The sequence below is a fragment of the Streptomyces sp. NBC_00096 genome (assembly GCF_045041305.1).
Taxonomy (GTDB): Bacteria; Actinomycetota; Actinomycetes; order Streptomycetales; family Streptomycetaceae; genus Streptomyces.
The window spans coordinates 1,969,326-1,983,428 of the sequence record NZ_CP108221.1 but is presented as its reverse complement, the minus strand read 5'-3'; the positions used below and the strand labels follow the sequence as shown (position 1 = coordinate 1,983,428).

Below are 14,103 nucleotides of genomic sequence, written 5' to 3'. Positions count from 1 at the left end.
GGGGGCTCCTGGACCGAAGACCCCGCACCTCAAGACCGTTCAGTGGGGTTACCCTGCGGACATGACAGCCGTACGGGCGTACCGCAGGATGAGCGTCGACGAGCGGCGGGCCCAGCTCCTCGACGCGGCCCTGACGTTGTTCGCGCACCGGGCGCCGGAGGACGTCTCGCTGGACGACGTCGCCGAGGCCGCCGGTGTCTCGCGCCCCCTCGTCTACCGCTACTTCGCCGGCGGGAAGCAACAGCTCTACGAGGCCGCCCTGCGCTCGGCGGCCGACGCCCTGCGGCTCTGCTTCGCCGAACCTCAGGCGGGACCGCTGACCCAGCGGCTCTCCCGGGTTCTGGACCGCTACCTCGCCTTCGTCGACGAACACGACGCCGGCTTCTCCGCGCTCCTCCAGGGCGGCAGCGTGGTCGAGACCTCCCGCACCACCGCCACCGTCGACGGCATCCGCCGGGCGGCGGCCGAGGCGATCCTCTTCCACCTCGGCGTACCGGCCCCCGGGCCGCGCCTGCGGATGATGGTGCGGACGTGGATCACGGCGGTCGAGGCGGCCTCGCTGATCTGGATCGACGAGGGCAAGCAGCCGGAGGTCGACTCGCTCCGGGACTGGCTGGTGGACCAGTTCATCGCGCTCCTGACGGCGACGGCCGCCACCGACCCGGAGACGGCAGAGGCGGCCCGCGCCGCCCTGGCGCTCGAATCGGCGGAGGGTCCCGTCGGGGTGCTGGCCCGTCGCGTCATCCCGGTGGTCTCCGAGGCGGCCCACCTGCTGTGAGACTGGAGGGGTGAGAAGCCAACCCACCTCCTTCGAGGGCGGCCCGATGGACGGCCGTACCCTCCCGGTCCTCCTCGGCCCGACCGGCCACCCGCCGAAGTGGTACGAGATCCCGGTCCCCGACCCGGACGGCGGCGCCCCCGAGGTGCTGCTCTACGAGCGGGTCCCGGCGGGCTACTCGAAGCGCCTGGGACTCCAGAAGGGCTGGAAGTACGCCTACGTCCCCGACGCCCGCAAACCGAAGCTCCGCTGGCCCTGGACGAAGCCGACCCCTCCGCCGATGTCCTGAAGTCCCCCTGACCAACGGCAGGCCACCCCGCACCGCAGGACGGCTCATCCCAGCTCGCCGCCTCCGCGGGCGGCGATCCCAGCCCCGCCGGCGTTTGAGGCGCGGTCACGGTGCGGCAGCGGAAAGTGGTCGGGGCCACGACCCGGGCCCGGCCCACCCGCACCACAGACAGCGGCGGCCGGCGCGCCGGATCCCAGAGCCACCAGGAGGCCCCTCCAAGCGGCGGCCGGGGGAGTTCGAGGCGCGGCCGCGGCGCCGCGCCAGCGGACGGCGGCGGCCACGGATCCCGGCGCGGGCCCGGCCGGCCCCGCCGAGGACGGCGGGGGCCGCGCTCACTCCACCCGGGTCTCGACCAGCGTCAGCACCGCCTCCGCCCCACCGCCCGCATCCACCGCCTGCCGGAACACCAGCTCCGCGCCGATGACCTCCGCCTGCCCCACCGCGATCGTCAACCCCAGTCCGTGTCCCTTGCCCCCGCCCCCGGTCCGGAACCGCTGGGGCCCGTGCGACACGAGGTACTCGGGATACCCGTCCCCGTGGTCCCGTACCGTCACCACCGGCCCGTCCACCGTCACCACCACCGGCGCCCGGCCGTGCTTGTCGGCATTGGCGACCAGGTTCCCCAGCACCCGCTCCAGCCGCCGCCGGTCCGTCTCCACGTGCGCGTCCCGCAGGACGACCACCTCCGTGACCGTCCCCGACGCCCGCACCACCCGGTTCGCCAGCCGCCCCAGCTGGTGCAGGTCCGTCTCCACCACGCCGCTGCCCGAGTCGAGCCGGGAGATCTCCAGCAGGTCCTCCGTCAGCTGCCGCATCGTGCGGACACGTTCCTGCACCAGCTCCGTCGCCCGCCCCTCCGGCAGCAGTTCCGACGCCGCCTGCAGGCCCGTGAGCGGAGTGCGCAGCTCGTGCGCGACGTCCGCCGTGAACCGTTGCTCGCTCTGCAGTTTGGCCTGCAGGCTGCCCGCCATCGTGTCCAGGGCGCCCGCCACCGTCGCCACCTCGTCCTGGTGGCGGGAGGGATCCTTCGTCCGCGGGTCCCCGACCCGCGCGTCCAGGTCGCCCTGGGTGATCCGCCGGGCCACCGTCGCCGTCTGGTGCAGTCGCCTGGTCACCCGCGTCACGGCGAAGGCGCCGACCAGCAGCGTCCCGCCGATGGCCAGTACCGAGGATCCGATGATCGCGTTGTCCAGGCCGCTGATCGTCCGCGCGCTCTGCCCGTAGTCGACCGCGGTGGCCAGCGCCTTCCCGTCGGCCGGGGCCGCCGCCCACATCAGCTGCCGGCCCTCGTAGTCCGCCACGAGCGTCCCGCGCTGCCCGGACAGGGCCAGCGCCCGCAGCCGGTCCGGCAGCCCGGGCGGATCCAGCCCGGACTCGGGCGGCAGGGTCTCGCCGGCCTCGTAGGCGCGCGAGGCTTCGTGCAGTTTGCCGAGGGCCTTCTCCCGGGCCGTCGCGACGGTCTGCCGGGTCACCTCCACGTGCACCAGCACGCCCAGCACCGCGGCCAGCGAGCAGCACATCACCACGATGAAACAGGCCGACTTCCAGGTCAGCGTGGCCGTCCACGAGGGCAGCCGGGGTCTCACCGCGCCGCTCCGGCCGGTCCGGGACTCGGAATCGGCCCAGACCCCGACCCCGAGCTCGGTCCCGGCCTCGACCCCGAGCTCGGTCCAGGCCCCGACCCCTGCCCGGGCACCCGTACGATCTGCTCCCGCGTCGGCAGCATCGAGCGCTGCGTCGCGTCCCAGGACCAGGTGGTGTTCACCTCGTAGCCCGCGTTGCCGCTCGGGACCCGCACGATCACGTCCCGGCCGGCGAGCTCGACGCTGATGACGGTGTCGGTGGTCGCCATGATCCGGTTGAGCCGGCCCTCGGCGTCCGCCGTGTACACGCGTACGGACATCTGCTGCTCGGGGTACTCGATGCCGACGATGAGCTCGTCCTTGCCGTTGCCGGTGAGGTCCCGGTAGTACGGAGTCAGCACCGGGCACTTCCGTGGATCGGCTCCTTCCGCCCCGCAGGCCCTGATCGCGGCGGAGGTCTCCCCGGGCATCCCGTCGGGACCGGTCTGGACGTTCGGGTGGTCCCGCAGCTCCGCCTGGACGAGGGCCACCGGGTCGATCACGTGCACGTTCTGGTCCGGCACGGGCGCGATCCCGGGGACGTACTCGGGCGGCGCACCCCCCGGATCGGCGGGCGGTACGACGGCCCCCGCGCGCCCCGGCCACAGATGCACGGGCCCGCTCGCGGTCGGCGTCACCCCGGCGGAAACCAGCCCTCCGGTGTCACCGCAGGCGCCGGTCAGCGGCAGCAGCAGCACGGTCAGCAGCCCCGTGGCGGCACGACGGCCCGGGTGGGCGCCGGAGGGGGAGCTCATCACCCTTACGCCCTCCTCTCCCGTAACCCTGTGCAGATCCACAGTAAGCAGAGCCGCATCGTTTCTGCCCGTACGTGCGGCCCGGGCGGGGCGGCGCCGAGGGGACGGAGGGGGGGGCTCCTGCGGGCCCGGCTTGGGTTCGGGCGGACTTTCGCCGGGCTTCTGCGGCCGTTCCTCGGGCTCCTTCGGACTTCCCTCCGGATCCCGTGAGCCTTCCGGGGGCTCCCCCGGGACACCCCTGGACGCCCCCGCATACTGCGGACTTCCGTGAAGCTCCCGCGGACTTCCTAGAGTTCGCCCGACACCTCGCCCGACACCTCGCCCGACACCTCGCCCGACACCTCGCCTGACACCTCGCCCGATGCCTCGCCCGATGCCCTCCGGAGGTTCCGAGGGACTCCCTCTGCCTTCCTTGGCGGGCTGCCTACGCGTCCGTGCGCCCGCGGCGCAGCATGGCGAAGCCCAGACCGGCGGCGCCGATCGCCGCGATGCCGCCCCCGGCGGCGAGCAGCAGCATGCCGTCGCCCGGGCCGTCGGCCAGGGTGTGCAGGCCCAGTGCCTCGGCGGCTCCCGTGCCGGAGCGCAGGGGCGCGACGGCGGGGACGACCTGGCCGTCCCGGCTCGCGGTCTTGTGCCCGTGCTCACCGGTGCCGGTCGCGCCGCTCCCGGCGTCCCCGACCCAGGAGCTGAGCCGGCCGTCGGCCCGGAGCGCAAGGTGCAGCTTCCCGGCGTCACCGAGGCCGGTACTGCCGTCGCGGCTGGTCAGCGTGGCGGCCCTGGAGCCGTCGGGGTTGAGGACCTCGGCCTGGTAGGCGTCCTTGGCGACGCGGTACACCCTCGCGGTGGAGACGCCGTCGGCGAGGGAGAGGGTCTGGACCAGCGTGCGCTGAGGAGTCGCGGCGTGCCCAGAGGAAGCGGCGTGCGCCGAGGAAGCCGCCGGCACCCCGTCGGCGAGCGCGGCGGCCGCCGGGAACGCCAGCAGGGTCCCGGCGCACACGGCCACGGCGGCGGCGCGTACGAGAGTGCGGCGGCTGCGGCTCACGGTGTTCACGGGGCGTCCTTCGGTGCTGGTCAGGCCCTGGTGCGTCCAGGTGGGATAAACGTATGCACCGGCCGTTGCGGTAACGCGTTGCTTCTGTAACAGCCACGCCTCAGCGACCCGACGGAGTCGTTACACGGGCCGTTACACGGGCCGTTACACGGACCCACCCCAGTACCCGGCACGCCCCGCGAGCCACCCACCCCAGGCCACGGCAGCCACCGCGAACATGCCGGACACCCACCGCCACCCGCTCGCCCCGGGTCCCGGCGGCCGGGCACTCACACCGGCCGTTCGCCCGGGGGCGGGGCAGCCACCAAGCAGCGGGCCGTACACGCGCCGGCAGCCGCTCGCCCCGGGTCGTGGCGGCGGGCGCTCGCCGCCAAGCCACTCGCCCGGGGTCGCGGCAACGACCAGACCGGTGCCGGACACGCGCCGACAACTGCTCGCCCCGGGTCGTGGCGTTCGCCGGGCAGTCGCCAGTCGAGCACCAGCAGCCATCCGGCCCAGGGCACGGCGCGCGCCGTGCAAGGACCGGCGGGGCCACGGGTCCCGTGCACGGAGTAGGCCGACCCCCCGCGTCCCGGCATGGGCTTGTGGCTGGGCCCTTGCCTTGCACCCGTTTCGAGTTCCGGCTCAGGGCGCGGCGCGCGCCGTGCATGGACCGGCGGGGCCACCGGTCCCGTGCACGGAGCAGGCCGACGCCCCGCGTCCCGGCATGGGCCTGTGGCTGGGCCCTTGCCTTGCACCCATTTCGAGTTCCGGCTCAGGGCGCGGCGCGCGCCGTGCATGGACCGGCGGCCACCGGTCCCGTGCACGGAGCAGGCCGACGCCCCGCGTCCCGGCATGGGCCTGTGGCTGGGCCCTTGCCTTGCACCCATTTCGAGTTCCGGCTCAGGGCGCGGCGCGCGCCGTGCATGGACCGGCGGCCACCGGTCCCATGCACGGAGCAGGCCACCGCCCCGCGCCCCGGCCCCGGCGAGCACCCACCAGGCGCCCCGGCACGCGTACTTGGCACGCCCGCTGCCACGAGCCGGCCACTCGCCTCGGAACGCCCCCGCCGTGCACCCCACCTAGGCCTCCGGCACGGCCCCTGCAACACGCTCCGCACGCTCCGAACGGGCTTCGCCAGGGGGTTCTGCCAGGGCCCCGGCTCCGGCACGGGCTCCGGCAGCGGGCCCCGGCTCCGGCCCCGGGCTCTGCCAGGGTCCCTGCCTCGCGCCCCACACGCCCCCCGAGGGGCCCGGCAGCTCCCCCGCTCTGTGCCCGGCACCTCCCCCTGCAACCACCACCTGCCACTGGCACCGGGGCCGCGCCCGGCAGACCCCGTGCGCGCACCAGGACGTACCCAACCCACACCCCACCCGGCGCGGCTGCCCGGGACAGGACACATCCGGGGGATTGCCGCCGGGCGTCCGGGCTGCTCCCATGGACGACGGGGGTGAGGCCAATGGCTTCGCGGGGACTGAAGGTGCTGCCGAGCGGCCGGCCGGGCCGCGGTCGGCTGTACGTGAACCTGCCCGACGGCCGGGCGGTCGCCTGGTACGACCGGCGGGCCAACCGGATCAGCGTGCTGGCGGACGAGCGCCGCGAGGAGATCCTGGCCGCGTTACGCCCGTACCTGAACGGGACCGTCTCGATCGGCCCGCCGCCCGTCCCCACCGCCGCGGACCTGCTCCGTCTGGCACTCCCGCCCGACGAGGACCTGGCCCCGAACCGTGCGGGGGAGGAGCTCCTGGGCGAGCTCGCCCACGGCTCCGCAGGCACCCGTGCCCGTCACCGGCTCCGCCAGGAGCTCACGGCGCGGCAGCGGATGGGGGAGGTGCTGGACGCGCTGGCGGAGGCCGAGGACTGGCGGGTCCTGCACTCCATCGCCGGCATCGCGGACCACCTGGTCATCGGCCCGCCGGGGGTCTTCTGCCTCCTCACGGTGCAGGGCCGCCGCCAGCGCGCGGTGGTCGGTGACCTCCTCATCGCGGTGGGCCGCACAGAGCCCGCCCCGGCCCCGCGCACGGCCCGCCGCGCGGCGGCGTACGCGACCCGCGCCCTGTCGGCCACGGTGACCCCGGTCCTGGCGGTGGTGGACGCCACCCGCCTGGAGGTGACCCCCACCCTCCGCGACCTCAGAGTCCTCACCCCGTCGACCACGACCCCGTTCCTGACGAACGCCCCCACCACCCTCAAACCCCCGGACGTAGAAGCCCTCTACGCCACGGCAAGGGACCACCGCACCTGGCAGTAGCCATCAAGGGCCCCCTCCAGCCACCGACATCCGGGGACCGCCCCAGCCGTCCGGTATCCGGGGGTCCGCCCCCGGCCGTCCGGTGCCCGGGGGTCCGCCCCCGGCCGTCGGGCATGTGGGGACTGGCCTTCAGCCGTCCGGTGTTCGGGGTCCGCCCCTCGGTCGTCCGGCGTGTGTGGACCGGCCCTCAGCTCATCTGGCGTTGGGGGACCGGCCCCCAGCGGCCCGGCGCTCGGGGACCCACCCCCAGCCCGTCCGGCGTTTGAGGACCGGGGTCTGGGGCGGAGCCCCAGGGGCCTCGGGCGGAGCCCGGGCTTGGCGGGTCCGGGCGGAGCCCGGGGAACGGGGGAAGGGCGGGTAGGGGACAGCCCCGCAGGGCGGGCCGATCGGCAGGGCGGACCTACAGGGCGGCCGATCCGCAAGGCGGACCGCCCCCTCAGGCGGAGGACCGCTTGCGCGGCGTCGCGGCCTTCTTCGAAGCAGCGGAAGCGGAAGCGGCAGCCCCCTTCGCCCTCGTCCCCGCCCCCGCGGACTTGGCCGAGGCCGACTTCTTCGCAGCCGCAGCCGCAGCCGCAGCCGCAGACGCTGCCGCAGCCCCAGCCGCCGGCTTCTTCTTCGCAGCCGGCGCAGCCGTCGACTTCTTCCCGGCCCCGGCCCCGGCCCCGGCCCCAGCCCCAGCACCGGCACCGGCCCCACCCCCACGGACCCCCGCCGCCGTCGACTTCTTCCCACCCCCCGCCTTGGGCGCAGCCCCTGCACCGGCCGCCCGCTTCCGCCGAATCGGCGTAACCTCCGCAGCCACCGCCTCCGAATCGGAATCCGCCCCCGCCCGAGCCGCCTTCGCCACCCGCACGCTGTTCTCCAACGCCGCCATCAGGTCGATGACCTGCCCCCCGGCCTCCTCCGAAGCCGCCGGCACGGCCACCGCCCCGTCCTCCCCGCCCGCCTTCGCCGCGACCATCGCCTCCACCGCCTCGCGGTAGTCGTCGTGCAGCGAGTCCATCTCCACTTCCCCCAGCGTCGCCATCAGCGCATCCGCCAGGTCCAGTTCGGCCTCGCGCACCGACACCGTCCCCTCCGGCGCGACGCCCTCCGGCGCCCGGATCTCGTCCGGCCACAGCAGCCCGTGCATCGCGATCACGTCGCCGACGACCCGCAGCATGGCCAGCCGCTCCCGCCCCCGCAGCGCGTACTTCGCGATGGCGACCTTCCGGCTCCGCTTCAGCGCCTCCCGCAGCAGCGTGTACGGCTTGGCCGCCGTCGCCCCGCTCGCCGCCAGGTAGTACGCCGCGTCCATCTGCAGCGGATCGATCTGATCCGCGGGCACGAAGGAAACGATCTCGATGGTCTTGGCGGTGGCGATCGGCAGCTGCGCAAGGTCCTCGTCCGTGATCGGGATGATGGACCCGTCCGCTTCCTCGTACCCCTTGCCGATCTCGGCGGTCGACACCTCCTCCCCGTCCAGCTCGCAGACCTTGCGGTAGCGGACCCGCCCGCCATCGCTCACATGGATCTGGCGGAAGGAGATCGAGTGGCTCTCGGTGGCGTTCACGAGCTTGATCGGAATGCTGACCAAGCCGAAGGAGATTGCCCCGTTCCATATGGATCGCACGGTTCCTCCTGTTTCGTGGCAATCTCATCGTATGACGCCGATCACCATGGTGGAGGGCCGTCGCATCGCGCTCAGCAACCTCGACAAGGTCCTCTACCCCGAGACCGGCTTCACCAAGGGCGAGGTACTCCACTACTACGCCACGGTCGCGGACTCCCTGCTCGCCCACATCGCCAACCGGCCGGTGTCCTTCCTCCGCTACCCCGACGGCCCGGACGGCCAGCTCTTCTTCACCAAGAACCCGCCGCCCGGTACCCCCGCCTGGGTGAAGACCACCCCGGTCCCGCGCTCCGAGGACCCCCGGGCCGAACAGGTGGTCATCGCCGACCTGCCCACCCTCATGTGGGCCGCCAACCTCGTCGTGGAGTTCCACACCCCCCAGTGGCCGGCCGGCGCCCCGGCCCTCGCCGACCGCCTGATCCTCGACCTCGACCCCGGCCCGCCCGCCACCGCCGTCGAATGCTGCGCCGCCGCCCTCTGGCTCCGCGACCGCCTCGCCGCCGATGGCCTGCGCGCCTGCCCCAAGACCTCCGGGTCCAAGGGTCTCCACCTGGCAGTACCCCTCGAACCGACCCCCTCCGAGCACGTGTCGGCGTACGCGAAGACCCTCGCCCAGGAGGCCGAGCGCGAGCTCCCCGACCTCGTCGTGCACCGGATGACCAAGGCGCTGCGCCCCGGCAAGGTCTTCGTCGACCACAGCCAGAACGCCGCCGCCAAGACCACGGCGGCCCCCTACACGCTGCGCGCCCGCGCCCTGCCCACCGTCTCCGCCCCGGTCTCCTGGGCGGAGGTCGAGGCCTGCCGGACCCCTTCCGACCTGGTCTTCCTCGCCGACGACATCGCACCCCGGCTGGCTCGCGACGGCGATCTCTTCGCCCCCCTGCTCGACCCCGGACTGGCCGGGCGGATCCCGTGATCACCGTCGCGCTCGCCGCCGCCGTACGGACCCTGCCGCGCGCGCCCGGTCTCGCGTACGAGCCGAAGTTCGACGGTCACCGCCTCCTCGTCCTGCGCACCCTGGAGGGGGTGACCCTCCAGGCCCGGTCCGGCCGCATCGTCACCGGCGCCTTCCCCGACCTCGCCGCGGCCGCACGCCGGCTCCCGGCCGGGACGGTCCTCGACGGTGAGGTGGTCGTCTGGCACGCGGGCCGCACCGAGTTCGCCCTCGTACAGCGCCGGGCGGCGGCCGCCACGGCCGCGCGGGCCGCCGTACTGGCACAGAGCCTGCCGGCCTCGTACGCGGCCTTCGACGTCCTCGAGCTCGCCGGGCTGGACCTGCGCGCCCGGCCGTACGAACGCCGGCGCGCGCTCCTCGTCGACCTGCTGCTGCCGCTGGGCCCACCGCTCCAGCCGGTGCCGATGACGACCGACCCGGAGCTGGCGGAGACCTGGTACGAGACCCTGCCCGCCAGCGGCATCGAGGGCCTGGTCGTCAAGCGGCTGGACGAGGCCTACCCGGCCGGGCGCCGGGCCTGGCGCAAGCTCCGCCACACCAACGTCCGCGACGCGGCGGTGGTCGGCTACACGGGCACCGCCCGGCGCCCGCTCGCCCTCGTCCTGGTGCTGCCGGTCGGGGACGGGACCCCGCTGGTGTCGAGCCCGCTGACGGCAGCGCTACGGACCGAGGTGGCGGCGGCGGTGGCCACCGGGGCCCCGGGGGCGGGGGCGGGGGCAGGGTCAGGGGCCGGGGGAGCCACGGTCACGGCGATCGGCCTCGGCGAGGTCCCCTTCCACCCCCTGGACCCACCCCTGACCGCCGAGGTCCGCCACACCTCGGCCCGCCACCCGCCGCCGGAGGTGCTGCGGCTGCGGACGGACCTGTGACCCGCGGCGGGATGGCCGCGGGTCACGGGTCGTGGTCGGTCAGGCGGGCTTGACGCCGCCCAGCGGCGGCACGGTCGGAGGCTGCTTCCGGGGTGGCGGATTGGGGTGCTCGTACCCGGATTCCCGCTCCGCCCGCGCCTCGTCCTGATGGCTGTGGGTCCGGGAGCCGAAGTTCCCGTAACCCTGCATCTCGTGCGGGCGCAGTCCGTTCTCGGGGAATTCGACGTACTCCCGCTCCTCGGAGACCTCGTACACCGCACCGCCGTCGGGCAGGTGCGGCTGGCTCTCGGGAGTGGGCGGTGCGGGTTCCTGTGCCCGGACCCGCTTGCCCAGCATGAAACCGCCGAGCAGGAAGCCGACCACGATGAGCCCGACGACCAGGAACCACGCGATGTTGGTCAGTGTTCTGTCCAACGCGAGGAAGGTCAGAGTCGTGTCCATACTTCCCAGTTTCCCGCATCAGCCCAATTTCCACCCGACTGGCGGAAATGGACCGGCCGGTATCGGCCCGGCGGGAACGGGCCCGGCGGGATCGGGCCCGGCGGTATCGGACCGGGCGGGATGGGACCGGGCGGGAATGGCCCGGCGGAGCGGACCCGCCGGGAATGGCCCGGCGGAACGAACCGCCCGCCCCTCCGTCGCTCCGCCCCCGTCCCCGTCCCCGTCCCCGTCCCCGTCCCCGTCCCCGTCCCCGTCCCCGTCCCCGTCCCCGTCCCCGTCCCTCCGTCCCTCCGTCCCTCCGTCCCCCGTCCCCCTTCCCCCGTCCTCCGTCCTCCGTCCCCCCCCCGTCCGTCGAGACGGGGGACTCACCCCTTGAGCGGCCGGTCCGCGTCGCGCACCCCGCGGACCTCCCGGCCCCCGAGCACCGCCAGGATCTCGGCGCAGATCGCCAGCGCCGTCTCCGCCGGGGTCTGGCCGCCCAGATCCAGCCCGATCGGCCCGTGCACCGTCCGCAGCCGCTCCTCGCTCACACCGGCGGCGAGCAGCCCCTCGCTCCGCCGCGCGGTCGTCTTGCGGGAGCCGAGCGCGCCGACGTACGGAATCCCGAGCGCGAGCGCGGTCCGCAGCGTCGGCACGTCGAACTCCGGATCATGACTGAGCATGGCGAGACACGCGGCGTCCCTCCGCGCCTCGAGCACCTTCTCCGCCTCGGAGACGGAAGCCACGACACTCACTTCCCACCCGAGCAGCCGGGCCTGCGCCTCGATGACCTCGGCGAGCTCCCCGGTACCACCGATGACCACGTACGGGGCCGACGGGTACGCCTCCACGAGCACCAGCCCGGAACCCCCGTACAGCGCGTCCCGCCCCGGCCGCCGGCTCCTCAGCAGCTCCCCGGCCCGCCGCTCGGAGTCGTTCCCCGGGACGTCCGCACCCCGCACCACGACACTGACGGCCCGATCCGCCCGCTCGCTCAACCGGGTCACGAGCGCGACCCCGACCCCCTGCCCGAGCAGCTCCCACCACTCGGCGGGAATCGCGCTCAGCGGCTGCAGCAGCACCTCGGCCTGCCCACCGCACGTCAGCTTCGCCTCGACGGCCTCGCCGGCCCCCACGGACACCTCGCACACCCGCGCGGTCTCCCCGACCCCCATCGCCGCGGCCTCCGCCACGAGCTCGGCGTCGAACACCCCCCGGTACAGGGCCCCGGCACACTCCCCGCGCGCATCCACGAGCAGGGCCCCGGCCGGATCCCGCGGCCCGAACCCCTGCTCGGTCACGGGCCGCGCCAGAAACCCGACCCGCCCCTCGGCCACCCACCGCTGAGCCGTCTCCACCAAGTCACGCATCCGCGCAGCCCCATCCTCACCGTCAGAGCACGCCACAAAGCACCAGGTCAGCGGCGCAAAGTGGCCTCCACCCCAACCTACGCACCCCAGCCCCCCACCCCCACCCCCCAAAACCCACAGATCCAGCCCCACTTCCTTCGTACGGACCACCGGAACAGTCCGGGCCCACCTGGCACGCACCCTGGCCCGCCGGCCAACCTTCCAAAAGATGGTCACGGGACGATCGCGCCTACGGGGCCCTGTGGGTGGTCACCGGGACCCGGCTGACGCGAACAACGCGGCCACAGCGGGGACGCGGCCGTCCAAGTACGCCGGATCGAGCGGCCCCTGCGGACCGTCCACGCGGACGTGATCTCCTCTACGTCGGCACTCCGCCCGAAGGGGCGCGGAACGACGAGAGGCAGCCGCGTCGGCGGAATCGCGTGGAGGCACGCGACTTCATCTCCCCTCCGCCTCGGCGGGGCTGTCGGCGAGGCGTTGGAAGCGAGCTAGGATCTAAGTAAGATTCAATCTACGTAATATCGAATCTATGTTTAACGAATGCTAGGGATGGGCGCCGATGGAGTTCAAGGGCAGGTCTGCCGACCTGGATCAGCTGGCTCGGCAGCTGGGGCTGGTGGTAGGCGGTACGGGGGCCACTCGCGGTCAGGCCGTGACCGTGACGGGCCGGCGCCGGGTGGGCAAGTCTCGTCTGGTCCAGGAGTTCTGCGACCGTTCCGGGCTTCCTTACGTGGTCTTCCAGGCGACCCGGGGACGCAACGCGGTGGCCGAGCGGGCGGACTTCGCCGCGACGCTGGCGCATTCCCCTCTTCCCGGGGCCGAGCTGGTGGCCGGGCTGCAGGCCGCCGACTGGAACCAGGCACTGCGTTCCCTGGCGGTCGCGATTCCGGACGATGCACCGAGCATTGCGGTGGTCGACGAGGTGCCGTGGCTGGTCGAACAGGACGGGGAGTTCGAGGGGGCGCTGCAGACGGTCTGGGACCGACACTTGTCCGCCAAGCCCGTCCTGTTGATCCTGGTCGGCAGTGACATGTCGGTGATGGAGGCGCTCCAGTCCTATGGCCGCCCCTTCTTCGGCCGGGCGGCCAAGATGACCGTACAGCCGCTGCATCTGGCCGATGTGCAGGCGATGACCGGCCTTGACGCGGCGGAAGCCGTGGACGCGCTGCTGATCACCGGAGGGTTCCCGGAGATCGTTCAGTCCTGGCGGCCGGGGATGGGCCGCCAGGACTTTCTGCGCGAGGCTGTGTCCAACCCACTTGCCCCGCTGTTGGTGGCGGGCGAACTGTCGCTGCTGGGGGAGTTTCCCGAGGCGTCCCACTCGCGCGCGATCCTGGAAGCGGTCGGCAGCGGCGAGCGGACCTTCTCCACCATTGCCGCACAGGCCGGCGGTGCGGGCGCGCTGCCCTCGGGCACGCTGTCTCCGCTGCTGAACACGCTGCTGGCCAAACGGGTCCTGGCCGCTGACCTGCCGCTCTCGGTCAAGGCGGACAGCAAGAACAAGCGCTATCGCATCGCCGATCCGTACCTGCGGTTCTGGCTGGCTTTCCTGCAACGCGGGATCCCGCTCATCGAGCGCGGTCGCGGTGATCTGGCGCTGGAGCGCATCGAGCGGTCGTGGACGACATGGCGGGGCCGGGCCGTCGAGCCGGTCGTCCGGGAGTCGCTGCTGCGGCTGCTGCCCGACGAGATGTGGCCGCAGACGGAGGCGGTCGGGGGCTGGTGGAACCGGCAGAACAACCCGGAGATCGACCTGATCGGAGCCGACCGTGAACCCGTCGCCGGGCAGGTTCATTTCATCGGCTCGGTGAAGTGGCTGGAGTCGCAGCCGTTCGGCCGTCGTGAGTACGACGCCCTGGTGCGGGACATGCTCGCCGTGCCCGGCGCCGAGTCGGACACGGCGCTGATTGCGGTGTCCCGTTGCGGTGTCGAGGACGATCTCCCTCTGGCGGCGCATTGGGGTCCGGAGGACCTTGTCCGTGCCTGGCGGTAGCCGGGGAAAGCGCCAGGCACGGTCATGGTGATGTACCTGCCCCGGGCGCCCAGTGGCGGAGGCATCGACCGTATTCTCAGAACCTTTCGGACATCGAAGCCCGTCTGCGCGGCGGCGAGGTGACGGGCCCGGTTCACCCCCGCGGGGTGACCTGACGGC

Annotated in this window: 12 protein-coding genes; 6 read left to right on the top strand and 6 right to left on the bottom strand. The window is 73.7% G+C overall.

Features of this window, described 5'->3' with window-relative positions:
* Window positions 1-61 precede the first annotated feature (61 nt).
* A complete protein-coding gene (locus OG904_RS08260) occupies window positions 62-778 on the top strand; it encodes a TetR/AcrR family transcriptional regulator (RefSeq protein ID WP_405488859.1) in 717 nt (238 codons plus the stop codon).
* 10 nt (window positions 779-788) lie between these two features.
* On the top strand, window positions 789-1,067 hold the full coding sequence (locus OG904_RS08255; RefSeq protein WP_405488857.1) for a hypothetical protein: 279 nt from the start codon (window positions 789-791) through the stop codon (window positions 1,065-1,067).
* A gap of 332 nt (window positions 1,068-1,399) precedes the next feature.
* Here the strand turns inward: OG904_RS08255 and OG904_RS08250 are convergent, their stop codons facing one another.
* The 3 genes from OG904_RS08250 to OG904_RS08240 all read right to left on the bottom strand — a co-directional run bounded on the left by OG904_RS08250 (window position 1,400) and on the right by OG904_RS08240 (window position 4,495).
* On the bottom strand, window positions 1,400-2,653 hold the full coding sequence (locus OG904_RS08250) for a histidine kinase dimerization/phospho-acceptor domain-containing protein (protein ID WP_405488855.1): 1,254 nt from the start codon (window positions 2,651-2,653) through the stop codon (window positions 1,400-1,402).
* Window positions 2,650-3,444, bottom strand: a complete 795-nt coding sequence (locus tag OG904_RS08245; protein ID WP_405488853.1) for a hypothetical protein — start codon at window positions 3,442-3,444, stop codon at window positions 2,650-2,652. Before OG904_RS08245 ends, OG904_RS08250 begins: the two co-directional genes overlap by 4 nt.
* Window positions 3,445-3,868: 424 nt before the next feature.
* Complete coding sequence (locus OG904_RS08240; protein WP_405488851.1) at window positions 3,869-4,495, bottom strand: hypothetical protein; 627 nt, start codon at window positions 4,493-4,495, stop codon at window positions 3,869-3,871.
* 1,438 nt (window positions 4,496-5,933) lie between these two features.
* On the opposite strand from OG904_RS08240, the gene OG904_RS08235 reads away from it, so the two are divergent.
* Window positions 5,934-6,725, top strand: a complete 792-nt coding sequence (locus OG904_RS08235; RefSeq protein WP_405488849.1) for a nuclease-related domain-containing protein — start codon at window positions 5,934-5,936, stop codon at window positions 6,723-6,725.
* A 436-nt stretch (window positions 6,726-7,161) separates the two neighbouring features.
* On the opposite strand, the gene OG904_RS08230 is transcribed toward OG904_RS08235, so the two are convergent.
* The gene (locus OG904_RS08230; protein ID WP_405488847.1) at window positions 7,162-8,337 is read right to left on the bottom strand and encodes a Ku protein; all 1,176 of its coding nucleotides are present in this window, start codon (window positions 8,335-8,337) and stop codon (window positions 7,162-7,164) included.
* A gap of 31 nt (window positions 8,338-8,368) precedes the next feature.
* Here OG904_RS08230 and ligD point away from each other — a divergent pair, with 31 nt between their 5' ends.
* The gene (gene ligD / locus OG904_RS08225; protein WP_405488845.1) at window positions 8,369-9,253 is read left to right on the top strand and encodes a non-homologous end-joining DNA ligase; all 885 of its coding nucleotides are present in this window, start codon (window positions 8,369-8,371) and stop codon (window positions 9,251-9,253) included.
* A complete protein-coding gene (locus OG904_RS08220; RefSeq protein WP_405497864.1) occupies window positions 9,253-10,161 on the top strand; it encodes an ATP-dependent DNA ligase in 909 nt (302 codons plus the stop codon). Before ligD ends, OG904_RS08220 begins: the two co-directional genes overlap by 1 nt.
* Before the next feature lie 39 nt (window positions 10,162-10,200).
* Here the strand turns inward: OG904_RS08220 and OG904_RS08215 are convergent, their stop codons facing one another.
* The gene (locus OG904_RS08215) at window positions 10,201-10,602 is read right to left on the bottom strand and encodes a DUF6479 family protein (RefSeq protein ID WP_405488843.1); all 402 of its coding nucleotides are present in this window, start codon (window positions 10,600-10,602) and stop codon (window positions 10,201-10,203) included.
* Window positions 10,603-10,967: 365 nt separating this feature from the next.
* On the bottom strand, window positions 10,968-11,951 hold the full coding sequence (locus tag OG904_RS08210) for an XdhC family protein (protein ID WP_405488841.1): 984 nt from the start codon (window positions 11,949-11,951) through the stop codon (window positions 10,968-10,970).
* Between the two features lie 559 nt (window positions 11,952-12,510).
* Here OG904_RS08210 and OG904_RS08205 point away from each other — a divergent pair.
* Window positions 12,511-13,944 carry an ATP-binding protein gene (locus OG904_RS08205; RefSeq protein ID WP_405488839.1) on the top strand — a complete coding sequence of 478 codons (1,434 nt, stop codon included), beginning with the start codon at window positions 12,511-12,513 and terminating at the stop codon, window positions 13,942-13,944.
* Window positions 13,945-14,103 lie beyond the last annotated feature (159 nt).

Coding starts and splice junctions, on each gene's coding strand:
- OG904_RS08260 (WP_405488859.1), top strand. CDS start 62: ATGACAGCCGTACGGGCGTACCGCAGGATGAGCGTCGACGAGCGGCGG.
- OG904_RS08245 (WP_405488853.1), bottom strand. CDS start 3,444: ATGAGCTCCCCCTCCGGCGCCCACCCGGGCCGTCGTGCCGCCACGGGG.
- OG904_RS08235 (WP_405488849.1), top strand. CDS start 5,934: ATGGCTTCGCGGGGACTGAAGGTGCTGCCGAGCGGCCGGCCGGGCCGC.
- ligD (WP_405488845.1), top strand. CDS start 8,369: ATGACGCCGATCACCATGGTGGAGGGCCGTCGCATCGCGCTCAGCAAC.
- OG904_RS08215 (WP_405488843.1), bottom strand. CDS start 10,602: ATGGACACGACTCTGACCTTCCTCGCGTTGGACAGAACACTGACCAAC.
- OG904_RS08210 (WP_405488841.1), bottom strand. CDS start 11,951: ATGCGTGACTTGGTGGAGACGGCTCAGCGGTGGGTGGCCGAGGGGCGG.
- OG904_RS08205 (WP_405488839.1), top strand. CDS start 12,511: ATGGAGTTCAAGGGCAGGTCTGCCGACCTGGATCAGCTGGCTCGGCAG.